Here is a 16979-nt window from a genome sequence, read left to right as displayed (position 1 = left end):
CGGTCGACGTTCGTCGGCCGGGTCTTATTCGCGCTCGGGGTCTGGCGCCCCCATGTGATCGGCCGGGTATTTCTCGAATACCTGGCCGATGAATGCCTGCGCGGCCTGTGTGCCCAGTTCCTTGACCAGCAGGTCGATACCGATGATTGCCAACTCCTCCGGGCTGCCCGGGCTGTAGGAGCTTTGCCCGTGGGGCCACTTGGCTTTGATGTCGGCGTGGATCGTGACGATGGTCATGGGTGTCTCGCGAGGCTGAAAGGCGGTTAGTGCGTTCTGCGTAGGGAGTTAACCATTTTGCGCCGTGTTTGGCACTGCTACTTAGGCATGAGGGGAGGGCTGTGCGACACTGTCCGCCTGTTTAATTGCCAGGACAAACCGCGTGCAGATCGACTTGAACAACACCGAGAACCTGACGCTGGACGCTGTGCGGCAGCTGCTTGCGTCCGCCAGTGACAACGTTCACACCCAATTGCGCGTTACCAAGGCCGGCATTGCCTACATTTCTTCGGGCGTGGTGGGTGGCGTCGATATCGACGGCCTTCTGTTCCGCCTGGAGACCTGGGCGGCGGGTTCGGGTTATGTCGGCAACGTCGCAGCCAGCGACGAGGTGTGGGTGATGCAGATTTTCAACGCGCTCAAGCAGAACTGGCCAACGCCGCCGTTTGATTACATCGACATCTACTGAGTGCGTTCATATCTGGTGACGATTGATTCGCCAGCGCCCGGTGTCGACTCAGGCAGACTGGCCCACAGCCAATTGTGACAATTCTGAAACCAATCGGCCAAACCACGGTCGCACGATCTCTGTCCATTTTTTCTCAAAGGAGGCTTCATGCCTTGGAAGCTCGCATCATTCGGTACTTTGTTGGCTGCGCTCGCCTTGTCGGGTTGCAGCACCCCGGGTACCTCTGAGCCAGCCAAAGACACTGCCGTGACCGATGCTGGTCATAGCCGCTGTGAGGCGAAGGCTGCCGAGTTCGCAATCGGCCAGAAAGCTTCGCCACAATTGCTGGAACAGGCCCGTAGCCGCGCCGGAGCGCAGAACGCACGCATTCTCAAGCCAGATGACATGGTCACGCTGGAATACCGCTCCGATCGCCTGAACCTCAATACCGATGACAACCTTGTGATCAATCGGGTCAATTGCGGCTGATTGCTCCAGCGCTTTTCTCCAGGCCATAAAAAACCCCGTCACATGGACGGGGTTTTTTTAGTTCGGCGCAGAATTACTCTGGGCGAACCTGTGCAGCTTGCATACCCTTTTGGCCTTTCTCAGCCACGAAGGAAACGGTTTGGCCTTCTTTCAGGCTTTTGAAACCGTCGCTTTCGATAGCTTTGAAGTGTACGAACAGGTCGTCACCGCCACCTTGAGGAGTGATGAAGCCGAAGCCTTTTTCATCGTTGAACCATTTAACGGTGCCGGTTTGGCGATTAGACATGGTGTATCTCCAAGAAACATATATTTTCAGTAGTGCTGTGCTGCTCAGGCCAACTGGGCACACCGAGCTATCATAGTCGAAATGTTCGGCTTGGGAGCCCCCCCAAGGCATTGTTTGCTAATCAATCGCGTTGTGTTTCATGCCTTGGTTGGCTGAAAGCCCCGATCTACGGGGCTTTCAGGCGAAATATCAGCTGTTAAAAAAAGCCGTAAAAGCTGCGTAATTTGTGAGAAATGGCAGTTTTCATGGCGATTTCTGGTCCTTCAGCCGGTCTGGCAGGGTGTAAAAATTACTTTTTCTTCACGACTTTGCAGGACGAAATAGCCGTCACAGCTTTGGTCTTGAGCGCGGGATCTGCGTTCTGGTTGGTCATGAGTTCCTTGATTTCGGCACTGCTCAATTCGGCATTGATTTTGTCCGCGCCACATTCACAGTGGTCTTTGGCGGTTTTGGCATCAACACTTTGCTGGGCGGCTGCGCTGCAATCCTTGATGAAGCTGTCCCGCGCACCGGCAGGCCAGTTCGACGGGGCTGCGGCGTGCGCACCCAGGGACATGAGGGTCAGGGATGCAGCAAGGGCGAAAGTCGAGGTAAAACGCATAATCAAATGCTCCTGGAGTCGTGGACGAACGGCGATTCTCGGTGTGTTTGAGGGTTGCCGTACAGTTCAAGTTCACTTTTGCCCTTAAAAGCCGGGAATTTTCGTTTCCTGAAGCGGCTTCGGCGCCATGACCGTTCATCTGTGCTAGCATCTTTCGCTTGGCTATTTTCCGGCGCGCCCTATGCCGCCTTGCCAAGGTCTTTTTTGTTTAACTCCAGTCACTCTGGTTCGATTATCGGTTGGCCGAAAGGCTCCTGCCGCTGTAAGGCAGGCGTTCATCACTGAACGGCCTGGTATTGGATCTTGTACTGGCTCATCCCAACCCACGTGACCTTTGGTAGGGGTCACCACTAGGAGAGGAGGCGCCATGCCAACTATTACTCTTCCCGACGGCAGTCAACGTTCATTCGATCATTCGGTTTCCGTAGCCGAGGTCGCCGCATCCATTGGTGCCGGCCTGGCCAAGGCCACCGTGGCCGGCAAGGTCGACGGCAAGCTGGTTGACGCCAGCGACCTGATCACCGGCGATGCCAGCCTGCAAATCATTACGCCCAAGGATCAAGAGGGGCTGGAGATCATTCGCCACTCTTGCGCGCACCTGATTGGCCATGCGGTCAAGCAGCTGTACCCAACCGCGAAGATGGTCATCGGCCCGGTCATCGACGAAGGCTTCTATTACGACATCGCCTACGAGCGTCCTTTCACCCCGGACGACCTGGCGGCTATCGAACAGCGCATGCACGCGCTGATCGAAAAAGATTACGACGTCATCAAGAAAGTCACTCCGCGTGCCGAAGTGATCGACGTGTTCACCGCCCGCGGCGAAGACTACAAGCTGCGCCTGGTGGAAGACATGCCGGACGAGCAGGCCATGGGCCTGTATTACCACGAAGAATATGTCGACATGTGCCGTGGCCCGCATGTGCCGAACACACGCTTCCTCAAGTCGTTCAAGCTGACCAAGTTGTCCGGTGCCTACTGGCGCGGTGACGCGAAGAACGAACAGCTGCAGCGGATCTACGGCACTGCCTGGGCTGACAAGAAGCAGCTGGCGGCCTACATCCAGCGCATCGAAGAAGCCGAAAAACGCGACCATCGCAAGATCGGCAAGCGCCTGAACCTGTTCCACCTCCAGGAAGAAGCGCCGGGCATGGTGTTCTGGCACCCGAACGGCTGGACCCTGTACCAGGTGCTCGAGCAGTACATGCGCAAGGTTCAGCGCGACAACGGCTACCTGGAGATCAAGACGCCGCAAGTCGTTGACCGCAGCCTGTGGGAGAAATCCGGGCACTGGGCCAACTACGCCGACAACATGTTTACCACCCAGTCGGAAAACCGCGACTACGCCATCAAGCCGATGAACTGCCCGTGCCACGTACAGGTGTTCAACCAGGGCCTGAAGAGCTACCGCGAGTTGCCGATGCGCCTGGCCGAGTTCGGTGCCTGCCACCGTAACGAGCCATCGGGTGCACTGCACGGCATCATGCGCGTGCGCGGCTTCACTCAGGATGACGCCCACATCTTCTGCACCGAAGAGCAGATGCAAGCTGAATCCGCTGCATTCATCAAGCTGACCATGGACGTGTACCGCGATTTCGGCTTCACCGAAGTCGAGATGAAGCTGTCCACTCGTCCGGAAAAACGCGTCGGTTCCGACGAGCTGTGGGATCGCGCCGAAGCTGCACTGGCCGCAGCGCTGGACAGTGCGGGGCTTGCATACGACTTGCAGCCGGGCGAGGGCGCGTTCTATGGTCCGAAGATCGAGTTCTCGCTGAAAGATTGCCTTGGTCGCGTCTGGCAGTGTGGTACCCTGCAGCTCGATTTTAACCTGCCGATCCGTCTGGGAGCCGAATACGTCTCCGAAGACAACAGCCGTAAACACCCGGTTATGCTGCACCGGGCGATCCTTGGCTCGTTCGAACGGTTCGTCGGGATCCTGATCGAGCACTACGAGGGTGCATTCCCTGCGTGGCTGGCTCCGACCCAGGCAGTGATCATGAATATCACTGATAAACAGGCAGATTTTGCCGCTGAAGTTGAAAAAACTCTCAATGAAAGCGGATTTCGTGCCAAGTCCGACTTGAGAAATGAAAAGATCGGCTTTAAAATCCGCGAGCATACTTTGCTCAAGGTTCCCTATCTTTTGGTTATCGGAGATCGGGAAGTCGAGATGCAGACTGTCGCTGTGCGTACTCGTGAAGGTGCTGACCTGGGCTCGATGCCCGTCGCCCAGTTCGCTGAGTTCCTCGCGCAAGCGGTTTCCCGGCGTGGTCGCCCAGATTCGGAGTAATTATTATTAAGCGTGAAATGAGACAAGATAAACGAGCTGCACCGAAAGCCCCGATCAACGAGAATATCTCGGCACGCGAGGTTCGGTTAATTGGCGCTGACGGCGAGCAGATTGGCATCGTCTCGATTGATGAAGCGCTTCGTATTGCTGAAGAGTCCAAATTGGACCTGGTGGAAATCTCCGCCGACGCAATCCCACCCGTTTGCCGGGTGATGGACTACGGCAAGTCGATCTTCGAGAAGAAGAAGCAGATTGCCGCGGCGAAGAAGAACCAGAAGCAGATTCAAGTAAAAGAAATCAAGTTTCGTCCAGGGACGGAGGAAGGGGATTACCAGGTAAAACTGCGCAACCTGGTACGTTTCCTGAGTGATGGGGACAGGGCCAAGGTATCCTTGCGATTCCGCGGCCGTGAGATGGCCCACCAGGAGCTGGGGATGGAACTCCTCAAGCGGGTTGAAGCTGACCTGCTCGAGTACGGTTCGGTCGAACAGCATCCTAAGATGGAAGGACGCCAGCTTATTATGGTCATCGCCCCGAAAAAGAAGAAGTAATCAATAGGGCACGGCAGGCCTTCTGATTATGTTTATCAACTGAATGCGGAGTACCGAACATGCCAAAGATGAAAACTAAAAGTGGTGCTGCTAAGCGGTTTCTGAAAACTGCTAACGGTATCAAGCACAAGCACGCTTTCAAGAGCCACATCCTGACTAAAATGTCGACCAAGCGTAAGCGTCAACTGCGCGGTAGCAGCTTGCTGCATCCGTCTGACGTGGCAAAAGTCGAGCGCATGCTGCGCCTTCGTTAATTTTAGTCAAGAATAGAGGAAGTAACTCATGGCTCGTGTAAAGCGTGGCGTCATGGCGCGTAAGCGCCACAAGAAAATTCTGAAACTTGCTAAAGGCTACTACGGCGCGCGTTCACGCGTATTCCGTGTTGCCAAGCAAGCGGTTATCAAGGCTGGCCAATACGCCTACCGTGACCGTCGTCAGAAAAAACGTCAGTTCCGCGCTCTGTGGATCGCTCGTATCAACGCTGGTGCACGTGTTAACGGTCTGTCCTACAGCCGTTTCATCGCTGGCCTGAAAAAAGCGTCCATCGAGATCGACCGTAAGGTTCTGGCTGATCTGGCAGTGAACGAAAAAGCGGCGTTTGCTGCGATTGTCGAGAAAGCTAAAGCCACCTTGGCTTAAGTACCCCCGACAGTCACCCTGGGTCGCTTCCGCGGCCCACGGTGTTAAACGTCTTAAATAGGGGAAGAGCCTTCAAGCTCTTCCCCTATTTTGTATCTGGAGTCTGTACATGGAAAACCTGGATGCGCTGGTCTCTCAAGCACTAGAGGCTGTGCAAAGCGCAGAAGATATCAATGCCCTGGAGCAAATCCGGGTTCACTACCTTGGCAAAAAGGGTGAATTGACTCAGGTGATGAAGACCCTGGGGAATTTGCCGGCTGAAGAGCGTCCGCAAGTCGGTGCGCTGATCAACGTGGCCAAGGAGCGTGTTACAGAGGTTCTCAATGCGCGCAAGGCGTCGCTCGAGGAGGCTGATCTTGCGGCCAAGCTCGCCGCCGAATCCATTGACGTGACCCTGCCTGGCCGTGGCCAGACCTCGGGCGGCCTGCATCCGATTACCCGGACTCTGGAACGTATCGAGCAGTTCTTCACCCACATCGGCTACGGCATTGCCGAAGGCCCTGAGGTCGAAGACGACTATCACAACTTCGAGGCGCTCAACATCCCAGGCCACCACCCGGCCCGGTCGATGCATGACACCTTCTATTTCAACGCGAACATGCTGCTGCGCACCCATACCTCGCCGGTACAGGTCCGCACCATGGAATCGCAGAAGCCGCCGATCCGCATCGTCTGCCCAGGCCGTGTGTATCGCAGCGACTCCGATATCACCCACTCGCCGATGTTCCACCAAGTCGAAGGCCTGCTGGTTGATCGCGACATCAACTTCGCCGACCTCAAAGGCACCATCGAAGAGTTCCTGCGGGTGTTCTTCGAGAAGGAGCTGGCGGTACGTTTCCGTCCTTCATTCTTCCCGTTCACCGAGCCATCCGCTGAAGTCGATATGGAGTGCGTGATGTGCAGCGGTAAAGGCTGCCGCGTCTGCAAACAGACCGGCTGGCTGGAAGTGATGGGTTGCGGCATGGTTCACCCCAACGTGCTGCGCATGTCCGGGATCGACCCGGAAGAATTCTCGGGCTTTGCCTTCGGCATGGGCGTTGAGCGTCTGGCCATGCTGCGTTACGGCGTGAACGACTTGCGTCTGTTCTTCGACAACGACTTGCGGTTCCTCGCGCAATTTCGCTAGTCGTAACGGATCTTTAGGAGAGCAGGATGAAATTCAGTGAACAATGGCTGCGTGGCTGGGTAAGCCCGCAGGTAAGTCGCGACGAGCTGGTTGCTCGTCTGTCGATGGCCGGCCTTGAGGTCGATAGCGTTACGCCGGCCGCCGGTGTTTTCAGTGGTGTGGTTGTGGGTGAGGTGCTGAGCACCGAGCAACACCCGGACGCTGACAAGTTGCGTGTGTGCCAGGTCAGCAACGGCGCGGAAACCTTCCAGGTCGTGTGCGGAGCGCCAAACGTGCGCCCGGGCCTGAGAATCCCGTTCGCCATGATCGGTGCCGAGCTGCCAGGCGACTTCAAGATCAAGAAGGCCAAGCTGCGTGGCGTTGAGTCCAACGGCATGCTGTGCTCCCAGGCGGAACTGCAGGTCGGTGAAGGCAACGATGGCCTGATGGAACTGCCGGCCGATGCGCCAGTGGGCCAGGACATCCGTGTCTACCTGGAACTGGAAGACGCCAGCATCGAGGTCGACCTGACCCCGAACCGTGGCGACTGCCTGTCGCTGGCGGGCCTGGCGCGTGAAGTCGGCGCACTGTACGCCGCGAACGTGACCCGCCCGGTGGTTGCAGCGGTACCTGCCGTGCACGATGAAGTGCGTTCGATCGAAGTGCTCGCCCCCAACGCCTGCCCACGTTACCTGGGTCGCGTGATCCGTAACGTCGACCTGTCCAAGCCAACCCCGCTGTGGATGGTTGAGCGCCTGCGCCGTTCCGAAGTGCGCAGCATCGACGCTGCCGTCGACATCACCAACTACGTGATGCTGGAACTGGGCCAACCGCTGCACGCCTTCGATCTCGCCGAAATCAACGGCGGCATCCGCGTGCGCATGGCCGAGGAAGGCGAGAAGCTGGTACTGCTCGACGGCCAGGAAGTCAGCCTGCGTGCCGATACCCTGGTGATCGCTGACCATTCCCGCGCCCTGGCGATTGCCGGCGTGATGGGGGGTGAGCACAGCGGCGTGTCCGCAACCACTCGCGACATCTTTCTCGAAAGCGCTTTCTTCGATCAGATCGCCATCGCTGGCAAGGCCCGTTCCTACGGCCTGCACACCGACGCCTCGCACCGCTACGAGCGTGGCGTGGACTGGCAGCTGGCCCGTGAAGCCATGGAGCGCGCCACTGGCCTGCTGCTGGAAATCACTGGCGGCGAAGCCGGCCCGATCATCGAAACCGTCAGCGAACAGCACCTGCCGTCGGTTGCACCGATCATCCTGCGCGCCAAGGCCGTTGAGCAAATGCTCGGCCTGGTGATCGAGCCGGTTGAAATCGAGCGCCTGCTGTCGGCACTCGGCCTCGGCATCTCGGCCGGTGAAGCAGGGCAGTGGCACGTAGAAGTGCCAAGCCATCGCTTCGATATCAGCCTGGAAGTCGACCTGATCGAAGAACTGGCCCGCCTGTACGGCTACAACCGCCTGCCGGTTCGTTACCCGCAAGCGCGCCTGGCGCCGCAGCCGAAAGCCGAAGCCCGTGCACACCTGCCGGAACTGCGTCGCCTGCTGGTTGCCCGTGGTTATCAGGAAGCAGTGACCTACAGCTTCATCGATCCAAAGCAATTCGAACTGTTCAACCCGGGTGTCGAGCCGCTGTTGCTGGCTAACCCGATCTCCAACGACATGGCCGCCATGCGCTCGTCGCTGTGGCCGGGTCTGGTTAAGGCGCTGTCCCACAACCTGAACCGTCAGCAAGACCGCGTGCGCATGTTCGAAAGCGGCCTGCGTTTCGTCGGTCAGCTGGATGGCCTGAAGCAAGAGCCGATGCTGGCTGGCGTGGTTTGCGGCAGCCGTCTGCCGGAAGGCTGGGCACAAGGTCGCGACACCGTCGACTTCTTCGACGTCAAGGCCGATGTGGAAGCGGTGCTGGGCTTTGCCGGTGCGCTGGATGCCTTCACTTTCACCCCTGGCAAACACCCGGCGTTGCACCCGGGCCAGACCGCCCGTATCGAACGTGAAGGTCGCCTGGTGGGCTTCGTTGGCGCGATTCACCCGGAACTGTCGAAAACCTTGGGGCTGGACCGTCCAGTCTTCGTTTTTGAGCTAGTCTTGGCTGAAGTGGCCTCGGGCAAAATGCCTAAATTCAGCGAGTTGTCGCGTTTCCCTGAAGTACGACGTGATCTGGCGCTGATTGCCGATCAAGGTGTTGCGGCCAGTGCTGTTCTGGACGTAATCCGTGAAAATGCAGGGGAATGGCTGACAGACCTCAGGCTATTTGACGTCTATCAGGGTAAAGGCATTGATCCGCATAGAAAAAGCCTTGCAGTTGGCTTGACCTGGCAGCATCCATCGCGCACTCTTAATGACGATGAGGTGAATACGACGACGCAAAATATCCTCACCTCGCTCGAACAAAGGTTGAACGCCACGTTAAGGAAGTGACGTATGGGGGCTTTGACGAAAGCTGAGATGGCGGAACGTCTGTATGAAGAGCTGGGCCTGAACAAGCGCGAGGCCAAGGAATTGGTCGAGCTGTTCTTTGAAGAAATCAGGCACGCACTTGAAGACAACGAACAGGTCAAATTGTCCGGTTTCGGCAATTTTGACCTGCGGGACAAACGCCAGCGGCCTGGCCGCAATCCAAAAACGGGAGAAGAAATCCCGATCACGGCTCGCCGTGTGGTCACCTTTCGTCCAGGGCAGAAGTTGAAGGCCCGAGTTGAGGCTTATGCTGGAACCAAGTCATAACGACGAACTGCCCGTCATCCCAGGCAAACGCTACTTCACCATTGGTGAAGTCAGCGAGCTCTGTGCGGTAAAGCCGCACGTGCTGCGCTATTGGGAGCAGGAGTTTCCTCAACTCAACCCCGTCAAACGCACCGGGAACCGTCGGTATTATCAGCGCCAGGATGTGCTGATGATCCGACAGATCCGTGCGTTGCTGTACGACCAGGGGTTCACCATCAGCGGCGCGCGCCAGCGTATGTCCGGTGATGAAGCCAAAGACGACACCACCCAATACAAGCAAATGATCCGCCAGATGATCTCCGAACTCGAAGATGTGCTGGTGGTTTTGAAGAAGTAATTCCGGCTTTTAAAATACTTCCACATTTCAAAAGCTTGCGGTATATTCCTGATCGCTTCGTTGCGAAGCGAACCCAGTAACACGCCTAGTCGGGGCGTAGCGCAGTCCGGTAGCGCACTAGCATGGGGTGCTAGGGGTCGAGTGTTCGAATCACTCCGTCCCGACCATATAATTTAAAAAGGCCGCGAGATTTATCTCGCGGCCTTTTTATTTGCCTGCATTTTTACCCCCTCCCCATAAAACAGCCGGCTATGAATAGCTTTCGGATGTGGATTTACCATCGAATCTGTTCTGCGAACATCAGCCTCGGCCTGATATCAGAGATCAATAGATGGGGATCCGATGACGGAATGAGAAGTTAGTGACGACCAAAGGCACATTACGGCTCTCCCTAGAAGAGATATCATCCCGCCATCAGCTCAAGAGGGGCCTCCTGGCCGGACAAATCCGGCACTCCCTCGAGCATCACGACAAGGATTGTTGCGCATGGACGACATTGTTCAGCCCCTCACGCTCCAAGAAGAAATCCAGCCTAAAGACGTAAAAATCCTTGCCACTCTGGTGGCAAAGCTGAACCTTGCGGATTTTCAGAACGCCATTCCTGTGATACGCGAGCTTCGCATATCGAACGAAACGAGTGATCGTTTCGTCAATGCGACTCTTACGCTTAGCTCGGTACCCGAGGTTTTTAAGTCCAAGGTCTGGCGGATTGACGAGATCGCTGCAGGTAGCTTCCGGGTCATACCTGGGCTTGATCTTGCTTTGGACGGCCCGTTGCTGAGTCGCCTGACAGAATCAGAGATGTCGACCTTCACGTTTGTCCTCGAAGCCGATGACAAGGAGTCGGAAGGCGGTCGCAAGGAAGTTGCTCTGTTTGAACAGGTCGTAGACCTCCTGCCCAGAAATCAGTGGGGCGGATTGCGCCATATACCAGATATGACGGCAGCTTTTGTTCAGCCGAATGATGCGGCGGTTGAAAGGTTGCTCAAACAGGCAGCCGAGCTGCTTCGTCTTAGCGATAAGTCATCTGCACTTGATGGGTATGAGGGAGGCCCCAAAAGAGCTTGGCAGTTGGGGTCTGCAGTGTGGGGGGCGGTGGCGCGCATGAAGCTCGACTATGCGTTGCCGCCGGCTAGCTTTGAACGATCTGGGCAGAAGATTCGTAGCCCCAGTCAGATTGCTGACTCCGGGTTAGCTACTTGTCTCGATCTTACTCTGCTTTTCTGCGCGGCATTGGAGCAGATAGGTCTTAACCCTGTAATCGTGTTCACCCATGGTCATGCTTTTGCTGGTTTTTGGCTTAAGCCAGAAGAGTTTACGACTGCTGTCGTGGATGATGTCACCGCAGTACGTAAGAGGGTGAAACTTCAGGAGCTTGTGCTGTTTGAGACTACTCTTATAACCCACGCCTCCATACCGCCATTCTCTTATGCGGTAGAGATGGGCGCGAAGCAGGTAGCCGAAGACGCTGATAGTGTTTTCGAGATGCTGCTAGATATCCGTCGCGCCCGTCTGCAGCGTATCAAACCGCTCGCCAGCTCAGAGGCTCAGATCGCACGTGTCGCTGTTTCTGAGTTTGATGAAGCGCCACCGCTTCTGGTGGAGGAAGGAATCGGCATCGCCGATGACAATATTAAGGTACAGGCTGAGGATCTGTCTAAGCTCGACCCAGCAGATCGCCTCGGCCGGTGGCAGCGAAAGCTCCTGGATCTGTCGCTTCGAAATAACTTGCTCAATTTCAAAATGGGTAAGCGAGCGCTGAAGCTTGAATCTCCTGATCCCGGTGCTCTCGAGGACATTCTTGCAAGTGGACAGTCTCTGAAGCTGCTTACGAGGCCTGACCTGATGGATGGTGCAGATCCGCGTGAGCGCGCACTCTATGAGCAGCGTGAGCGAGAAGATGTTCGCCGCCGTCATGCTGAAGATGCTCTCAAGCGTAGGGAAGTATTCGTTGCGCTGACGTCCGCCGAAATGGAGGTCCGGTTAACTGAGTTATATCGAGGCGCTCGTACTGCTTTGCAGGAGGGTGGCTCCAATACTCTCTTCCTGGCCATCGGTTTTCTTAGTTGGACGCGTGAGGATAGGGCCGGGCAGAAGTACAAAGCGCCACTAGTCCTGGTTCCTGTCACTTTGGAGCGTAAGAGTGCACGTTCCGGATTCACCATGGTGCTGCACGATGATGAGCCTCGGTTTAACCCGACTCTGATCGAGATGCTGCGTCAAGACTTTGAACTGGGCTTGGGTTCACTGGAGCAGGAGCTGCCTCGGGACGACTCCGGTCTGGATATCGCAGCCATTTGGAACAAAGTTGGCCATGCTATCAAGGATATCCCTGGCTGGGAGCTGAACGAGGACGTTGTGCTCTCGATGTTCTCGTTTGCCAAGTATCTTATGTGGAAGGATCTTGCCGAGAATGCAGAGCACCTTCGACAGAGCCCTGTAGTCCAACATCTTCTGGATACGCCACGTGATTCGTTCATCTCCGATACCCCGTTTCCGGAGGCGGAGTCACTGGACCGTGATTATGGTCCGACTGATGTGTTCTGCCCATTGCCATCTGATTCATCTCAGCTTGCTGCCGTGATGGCAGCAGCGAAGGGAAAAGATTTCGTTCTCATAGGTCCACCGGGCACGGGTAAAAGCCAAACGATTTCCAACATGATCGCCCAGTCCATCGCTCAAGGGCGCCGGGTACTGTTCGTATCTGAGAAAATTGCTGCCCTGGATGTCGTGTACCGCCGCTTGCGTGAAATCGGTCTGGGTGAGTTTTGCCTTGAACTTCACTCCAGTAAGGCTCGAAAAACGGATGTCCTTGCTCAGTTGCAGTCGGCTTGGGAAGCGAAAGGGGAGGTAGATGCTTCCGCTTGGGAGGTGGAAGCGCAGCGGCTGGCTTCCCTGCGTGACAGCCTCAATATTTATGTCGAGCGTCTGCATCGTCGGCACCGCAATGGCTATACGATCTACGATGCTATCGGGACTGTGACATCGGGTGTTGATGAGGCAGTTGCTGCGCTTTCTTGGTCATCCCCGGACACTCATGATCAGAAGGCCATGCTTGCGCTTCGAGAGCTGGGCGACCGCCTTGAAGTGAACGCGCAGGCTGTGGGTTACAGTCAGCTGGCAGGCAACGCTTTGTCCGGGGTAGGCCAAGCAGAATGGTCGCCTCATTGGCAGCAACAATTCGTGCAGGCGGCTCGTGACGTGCTTCCTGCAGTGCTTGAAGTCCAGCGAGCTGCCGATCGCTTCATTGAGCTGTCAGGGCTTCCTGTTACGGAGTACACCCCAACAGCGCTTGAGGGGCTGTCGATTCTTTCTCGAGTACTTCCAGCTGCCGCTGGGCATGATTGGCGGTTCGCACTGCGCCCCGATGCTCGCTCGATTTCTAAACGCCTGAGTGACGGCTGCACTTGGGTCGACGAACACCGGAACATTAACTCCAGACTCTCATCCTTCTGGTCCTCTCGTATTACTGCTGAAGCTAAACAAGGCATTGATCTGCTGCAGCAACGCCGCGCTACATTCGTTGATCTAGGCCCGGCCTGGCCAGAAAATGTCACTGACGTTCTCGGGCAAGCTGTCACATTGCTGCGTCAGATAGACGACCTCAAGCACCAGCTAACGGCGTCCTACGGGGATGCGATTGAAGTACTTGATACCGAACTCCTACTGCGCGAATGGAAAGAAGCGGAGGAGTCTTTCTGGCCTAAGTCCTGGTTCGGAAAACGCCGCATCGCTGGGCTATTGGCGCCGACGCAGACATCAACAGGTGAAATCGACAATGGCAAGGATCTCGCTACTTGGGTAGAGATTCGGTCGGTGCGTCGAGCAATCGATGAGCTGGAGCCAGGTCATGAGTGTGTTGCTGTTTGGCAAGGTGCCAAATCCGAAGCAACGCATCTCGCGACAGCGATCAAGCTGCAAGAGGCTATGCGGCTTCAGAAAAGTAATTCTGCCTGGATTGATGACGGCTTGCAGTTGGTTGAGCAGGGCCAGCTAGGTGATGAGCTGAAGGAGGAGCTCCGCCGGCTGCGTGCGCTGACTCGTCTCGATGCTGGGTTAGATGAGCTGGTGGATCTCAGTTTAGCAACTAGCTCTCTCTGGAGCGGTTTGACCACTGATATTGACGTGCTGACTGCAGCGCTACGTTTCCAGGCTGAACGACGTGACATTGAAGAACGTGGTCGGCTTGTCGACGATCATCCTCATGTAGAGGAGGGGCGTTGTGGCTCGTCGTTAAAAGCTGATTTTGAGTTGCTCAAGAACAGAGCAGCAGTTGAGCGAGAGTTGGTGGATCTGGCCGATCTGCGAGAAATCGTTCCTGTCTGGAATGACTTGAAAACGAAAGTTGATGTCGTGCGTAGTGCGGCAGCGTTTCAGGGGGAGATGGCTACCGCGGTGGCGAAGCTGGCACTCAATCCTGAGCAGATCGCGGCCTACAAAACACCGCTTCAAACTCTGTTGGGGGATGGTAACGCACTACTTGAACCGGAGGCTGCTATAGCCAATGCCGGTGTTGCTCTTCGAGAAAAGCTTGAGTTGCTACAGGCGCGAGCGGCGCACCTGACGGCTGTCGGTCATTTCACCGAAATGGGCGTCATCGAAACTGCTCACCTGGCGCTAAGTGATATCAAGACAAACTGCGAAACTGTCGTCTCGTCTGAATCGCGCCTTAAGGCATGGTGCGCTTGGCGGAAGGTTCGCGATGAAGCCTACGCTGTCGGCCTGGCGCCGATTGTTCAAGCGATGGAAGCAGGAGCTATCAGCTCTGGAAAAGTCCGGCGTGTATTGGAAGTAAATTATGCCCGCTGGTGGCTGAATACGACGGTCGACAACGAAGAGGTGATCCGGACGTTCGTCAGCGTGGAGCATGAGCAACGCATTCGCGATTTCCGCGCTTTGGACGACAAGTTCACCGAGTTGACCAAGGACTGGCTCCGGGCTCGGCTATGTTCCGACCTACCAAGCCAAGACAGTGTAAGTCGCTCTTCAGAGTGGGGAGTCCTGCGACATGAGATGGGCAAGAAGACCAAGCACATTCCATTGCGGGAGCTGATGAGTCGTGCGCCAGAAGCGCTAACCAAGCTGACTCCATGTTTGCTCATGAGCCCTCTATCCATTGCTCAGTATCTGCCTCCTGCCTCAACGCCATTCGATCTCGTTATCTTCGATGAGGCATCTCAAATACCTGTCTGGGATGCCATCGGCGCAATGGCCCGAGGGAAGCAAGTGGTGATGGTGGGCGACCCCAAACAGCTCCCCCCAACTTCGTTCTTTAACCGAGCTGAGTCGACCGCTGAAGATGAGGATGTAGAGGCTGATCTCGAGAGTATTCTGGACGAGTGCATCAGTGCCAATCTGCCAATGCGTAATCTGAACTGGCACTACCGTAGCCGCCACGAGAGTCTGATCGCTTTCTCGAACCAGCGATACTACCAGTCGAAGCTGGTGACCTTCCCATCACCGTTTACGGCCGACAAAGCAGTACGGTTATGCTCAGTCCCGGGTGTATATGACAAGGGTGGGGCGCGAACAAACTTAATTGAAGCAAGATATTTAGTTGCTGATTTGGTTGCCCGCCTACAGTCTCCGGCCTTCCGCGAAAGCGGTCGGACCGTGGGGGTCGTAACCTTTAACGGCGAGCAACAGAAGCTCATCATGGACATGCTGGATGAGGCTTGCCGGAAAGACCCATCACTCGATTCGTATTTCGCTGAGTCCGAGCTGGAGCCTGTGTTCGTCAAGAACCTTGAGAGCGTTCAAGGCGATGAGCGAGACATCATCTATTTCTCGACCACCTACGGAAAAGACGCTGCCGGTGTGCTGTCCATGAACTTCGGTCCGATGAACCGCCCTGGTGGTGAGCGTCGACTGAACGTGGCAATAACCCGTGCTCGCCAGGAGCTTGTGGTGTTTTCGACCTTGCGCCCAGAGCATATTGATCTAGCTCGTACGCAAGCGATCGGGGTTCGAGATCTTAAGCACTTCTTGGAGTTTGCAGAGCGTGGTCCACGGGCTCTCGCAGAAGCTGACTTTGGTAGCGTGGGTAGTTTTGACAGCCCATTCGAAGAGGCAGTTGCAGCGGCCTTGGCTAAAAAGGGATGGCAGATATTTACCCAAATTGGCGTTTCCTCCTTTCGAATAGACCTTGGGGTTGTCCACCCTGACGCACCTGGACGGTACCTTGCCGGGATTGAATGCGACGGCGCTACCTATCACCGCAGTGCGACCGCTCGTGATCGTGACAAACTCCGTGAGTTTGTACTGCGTGGACTTGGCTGGGAGATTGTTAGGATATGGTCGACGGACTGGTGGGTTGATGCAATTGGAACTGCCGAAAAGGTACATCAACGTCTGAACGAACTCCTTGCTGAGTCCCGAGCCAAGCAGGCTGTCATCGACGCCGCTCAAGAGGCAGAGCGACTGAAAATCGACGCAGCTATGGCTGAGGTCATTGAGGTAGTAAGTCAGGTTACTGTGGTCGCCACAGTCGATAGTGTGGGCGAATCCAATGACCCCTCAGGTGCGTTTCCTGATTTGAAGTATGCCAAGTCGGCATCTGTCAAACCAGATGAGGATGTCCTGGCTTTTGCTCGTCCCCTTGAATATTTGATTTACAAAGAATCCGACCCTCGTCAGGCGGTAAGGTTGGTCGATCCAGATCAGTTCTTTGAGGCGAGCTACACGGAAACGCTGGAGCAGATGATTGCTCATGTCGTGGCGGAAGAGGGACCGGTTCTGGACACGGCGCTTGCAAGGCGCATTGCCCGCGCTCATGGCTGGGTACGAACCGGCTCACGGATACGTGATCGCGTTGACCAAATTGCCCGGGCGCGATTCCGCTCACATGAAGAGGAACAGACAGGAGTCTTTTTCTGGCCGACTCATATCGAGTCGGATGCCAGTGTCGTCTTTCGTAAGCCCGGCGATGAAGACACCACGAGAGGGCTATCTGAAATCTGCCTGCCAGAACTACGTGCTTTGGTTGACGAGATGGCGCAGCGGGGGCACGAAGGAGAGGCCCTAATATATGCGGTCGCGAAGGAAGCTGGTGTAAGCAAGCTTGCTCATGCTGGACGTCAACGGATTGAGAGGGCCGTACGTCTAATGGCGGAGTAAACGAGAAACAAGGGGCCGTGAAGGTCCTCTTACTTCTGGGAAACTGAACGTGCCCTTGCTCTGAGAAGCGTAGAGTACAAATGCGTTTTTTATGGGCTAACTGATGTTTCGGTTACGAAATGCGCAGGTGATTCAGGCAACGCTAGGAGTTATATTAATGTGCCGTCAT

14 protein-coding genes and 1 tRNA gene are annotated in these 16979 nt (G+C 56.0%); 12 read left to right on the top strand and 3 right to left on the bottom strand.

The features are described 5' to 3' along the window. Positions 1-24: 24 nt before the first annotated feature. Positions 25-237 carry a hypothetical protein gene (locus HX839_RS29895; protein WP_003219951.1) on the bottom strand — a complete coding sequence of 71 codons (213 nt, stop codon included), beginning with the start codon at positions 235-237 and terminating at the stop codon, positions 25-27. 142 nt (positions 238-379) lie between these two features. Here HX839_RS29895 and HX839_RS29890 point away from each other — a divergent pair, with 142 nt between their 5' ends. Both HX839_RS29890 and HX839_RS29885 read left to right on the top strand, forming a co-directional pair. Then, on the top strand, positions 380-685 hold the full coding sequence (locus tag HX839_RS29890) for a hypothetical protein (protein WP_087693964.1): 306 nt from the start codon (positions 380-382) through the stop codon (positions 683-685). A 147-nt stretch (positions 686-832) separates the two neighbouring features. Next, positions 833-1153: an I78 family peptidase inhibitor gene (locus tag HX839_RS29885; protein ID WP_008438688.1), complete on the top strand. Its 321-nt coding sequence runs from the start codon at positions 833-835 to the stop codon at positions 1151-1153. 73 nt (positions 1154-1226) lie between these two features. On the opposite strand, the gene HX839_RS29880 is transcribed toward HX839_RS29885, so the two are convergent. Continuing rightward, complete coding sequence (locus tag HX839_RS29880; RefSeq protein ID WP_003179963.1) at positions 1227-1439, bottom strand: cold-shock protein; 213 nt, start codon at positions 1437-1439, stop codon at positions 1227-1229. Positions 1440-1728: 289 nt separating this feature from the next. After that, positions 1729-2043, bottom strand: a complete 315-nt coding sequence (locus HX839_RS29875) for a hypothetical protein (RefSeq protein WP_080673250.1) — start codon at positions 2041-2043, stop codon at positions 1729-1731. A gap of 364 nt (positions 2044-2407) precedes the next feature. Between HX839_RS29875 and thrS the strand changes: the two genes are divergently transcribed. From thrS to HX839_RS29825, 10 genes are all read left to right on the top strand, one after another. After that, positions 2408-4330: a threonine--tRNA ligase gene (thrS, locus tag HX839_RS29870; RefSeq protein WP_003219944.1), complete on the top strand. Its 1923-nt coding sequence runs from the start codon at positions 2408-2410 to the stop codon at positions 4328-4330. Beyond that, entirely contained in the window at positions 4330-4881 is a 552-nt protein-coding gene (gene infC / locus HX839_RS29865; protein WP_169875357.1) for a translation initiation factor IF-3, read from the top strand. The genes thrS and infC overlap by 1 nt, the downstream gene beginning before the upstream one ends. 59 nt (positions 4882-4940) lie before the next feature. After that, positions 4941-5135 carry a 50S ribosomal protein L35 gene (rpmI, locus tag HX839_RS29860; protein WP_002553160.1) on the top strand — a complete coding sequence of 65 codons (195 nt, stop codon included), beginning with the start codon at positions 4941-4943 and terminating at the stop codon, positions 5133-5135. A gap of 28 nt (positions 5136-5163) precedes the next feature. After that, a complete protein-coding gene (rplT, locus tag HX839_RS29855) occupies positions 5164-5520 on the top strand; it encodes a 50S ribosomal protein L20 (RefSeq protein WP_003219940.1) in 357 nt (118 codons plus the stop codon). A 109-nt stretch (positions 5521-5629) separates the two neighbouring features. Beyond that, on the top strand, positions 5630-6646 hold the full coding sequence (pheS, locus tag HX839_RS29850; RefSeq protein ID WP_003219939.1) for a phenylalanine--tRNA ligase subunit alpha: 1017 nt from the start codon (positions 5630-5632) through the stop codon (positions 6644-6646). A 26-nt stretch (positions 6647-6672) separates the two neighbouring features. Then, positions 6673-9051: a phenylalanine--tRNA ligase subunit beta gene (pheT, locus tag HX839_RS29845; protein ID WP_177068134.1), complete on the top strand. Its 2379-nt coding sequence runs from the start codon at positions 6673-6675 to the stop codon at positions 9049-9051. A gap of 3 nt (positions 9052-9054) precedes the next feature. Further along, complete coding sequence (gene ihfA, locus HX839_RS29840) at positions 9055-9357, top strand: integration host factor subunit alpha (RefSeq protein WP_002553164.1); 303 nt, start codon at positions 9055-9057, stop codon at positions 9355-9357. Continuing rightward, positions 9338-9694, top strand: coding sequence for a MerR family transcriptional regulator (locus HX839_RS29835; protein ID WP_003219935.1), 357 nt, complete (start codon positions 9338-9340; stop codon positions 9692-9694). Before ihfA ends, HX839_RS29835 begins: the two co-directional genes overlap by 20 nt. Positions 9695-9784: 90 nt before the next feature. Beyond that, positions 9785-9861: transfer RNA gene (locus HX839_RS29830), tRNA-Pro, on the top strand. Positions 9862-10180: 319 nt separating this feature from the next. Next, positions 10181-16810, top strand: a complete 6630-nt coding sequence (locus HX839_RS29825) for a DUF3320 domain-containing protein (RefSeq protein WP_177068133.1) — start codon at positions 10181-10183, stop codon at positions 16808-16810. Positions 16811-16979 lie beyond the last annotated feature (169 nt).

The organism is Pseudomonas sp. I8001 (assembly GCF_013385345.1).
In the GTDB taxonomy this organism is placed as follows: Bacteria; Pseudomonadota; Gammaproteobacteria; order Pseudomonadales; family Pseudomonadaceae; genus Aquipseudomonas.
This window is presented reverse-complemented; position numbering and strand designations above follow the sequence as displayed.

Coding starts and splice junctions, on each gene's coding strand:
- HX839_RS29895 (WP_003219951.1), bottom strand. CDS start 237: ATGACCATCGTCACGATCCACGCCGACATCAAAGCCAAGTGGCCCCAC.
- HX839_RS29885 (WP_008438688.1), top strand. CDS start 833: ATGCCTTGGAAGCTCGCATCATTCGGTACTTTGTTGGCTGCGCTCGCC.
- HX839_RS29880 (WP_003179963.1), bottom strand. CDS start 1,439: ATGTCTAATCGCCAAACCGGCACCGTTAAATGGTTCAACGATGAAAAA.
- thrS (WP_003219944.1), top strand. CDS start 2,408: ATGCCAACTATTACTCTTCCCGACGGCAGTCAACGTTCATTCGATCAT.
- rpmI (WP_002553160.1), top strand. CDS start 4,941: ATGCCAAAGATGAAAACTAAAAGTGGTGCTGCTAAGCGGTTTCTGAAA.
- rplT (WP_003219940.1), top strand. CDS start 5,164: ATGGCTCGTGTAAAGCGTGGCGTCATGGCGCGTAAGCGCCACAAGAAA.
- pheS (WP_003219939.1), top strand. CDS start 5,630: ATGGAAAACCTGGATGCGCTGGTCTCTCAAGCACTAGAGGCTGTGCAA.
- pheT (WP_177068134.1), top strand. CDS start 6,673: ATGAAATTCAGTGAACAATGGCTGCGTGGCTGGGTAAGCCCGCAGGTA.
- ihfA (WP_002553164.1), top strand. CDS start 9,055: ATGGGGGCTTTGACGAAAGCTGAGATGGCGGAACGTCTGTATGAAGAG.
- HX839_RS29835 (WP_003219935.1), top strand. CDS start 9,338: ATGCTGGAACCAAGTCATAACGACGAACTGCCCGTCATCCCAGGCAAA.
- HX839_RS29825 (WP_177068133.1), top strand. CDS start 10,181: ATGGACGACATTGTTCAGCCCCTCACGCTCCAAGAAGAAATCCAGCCT.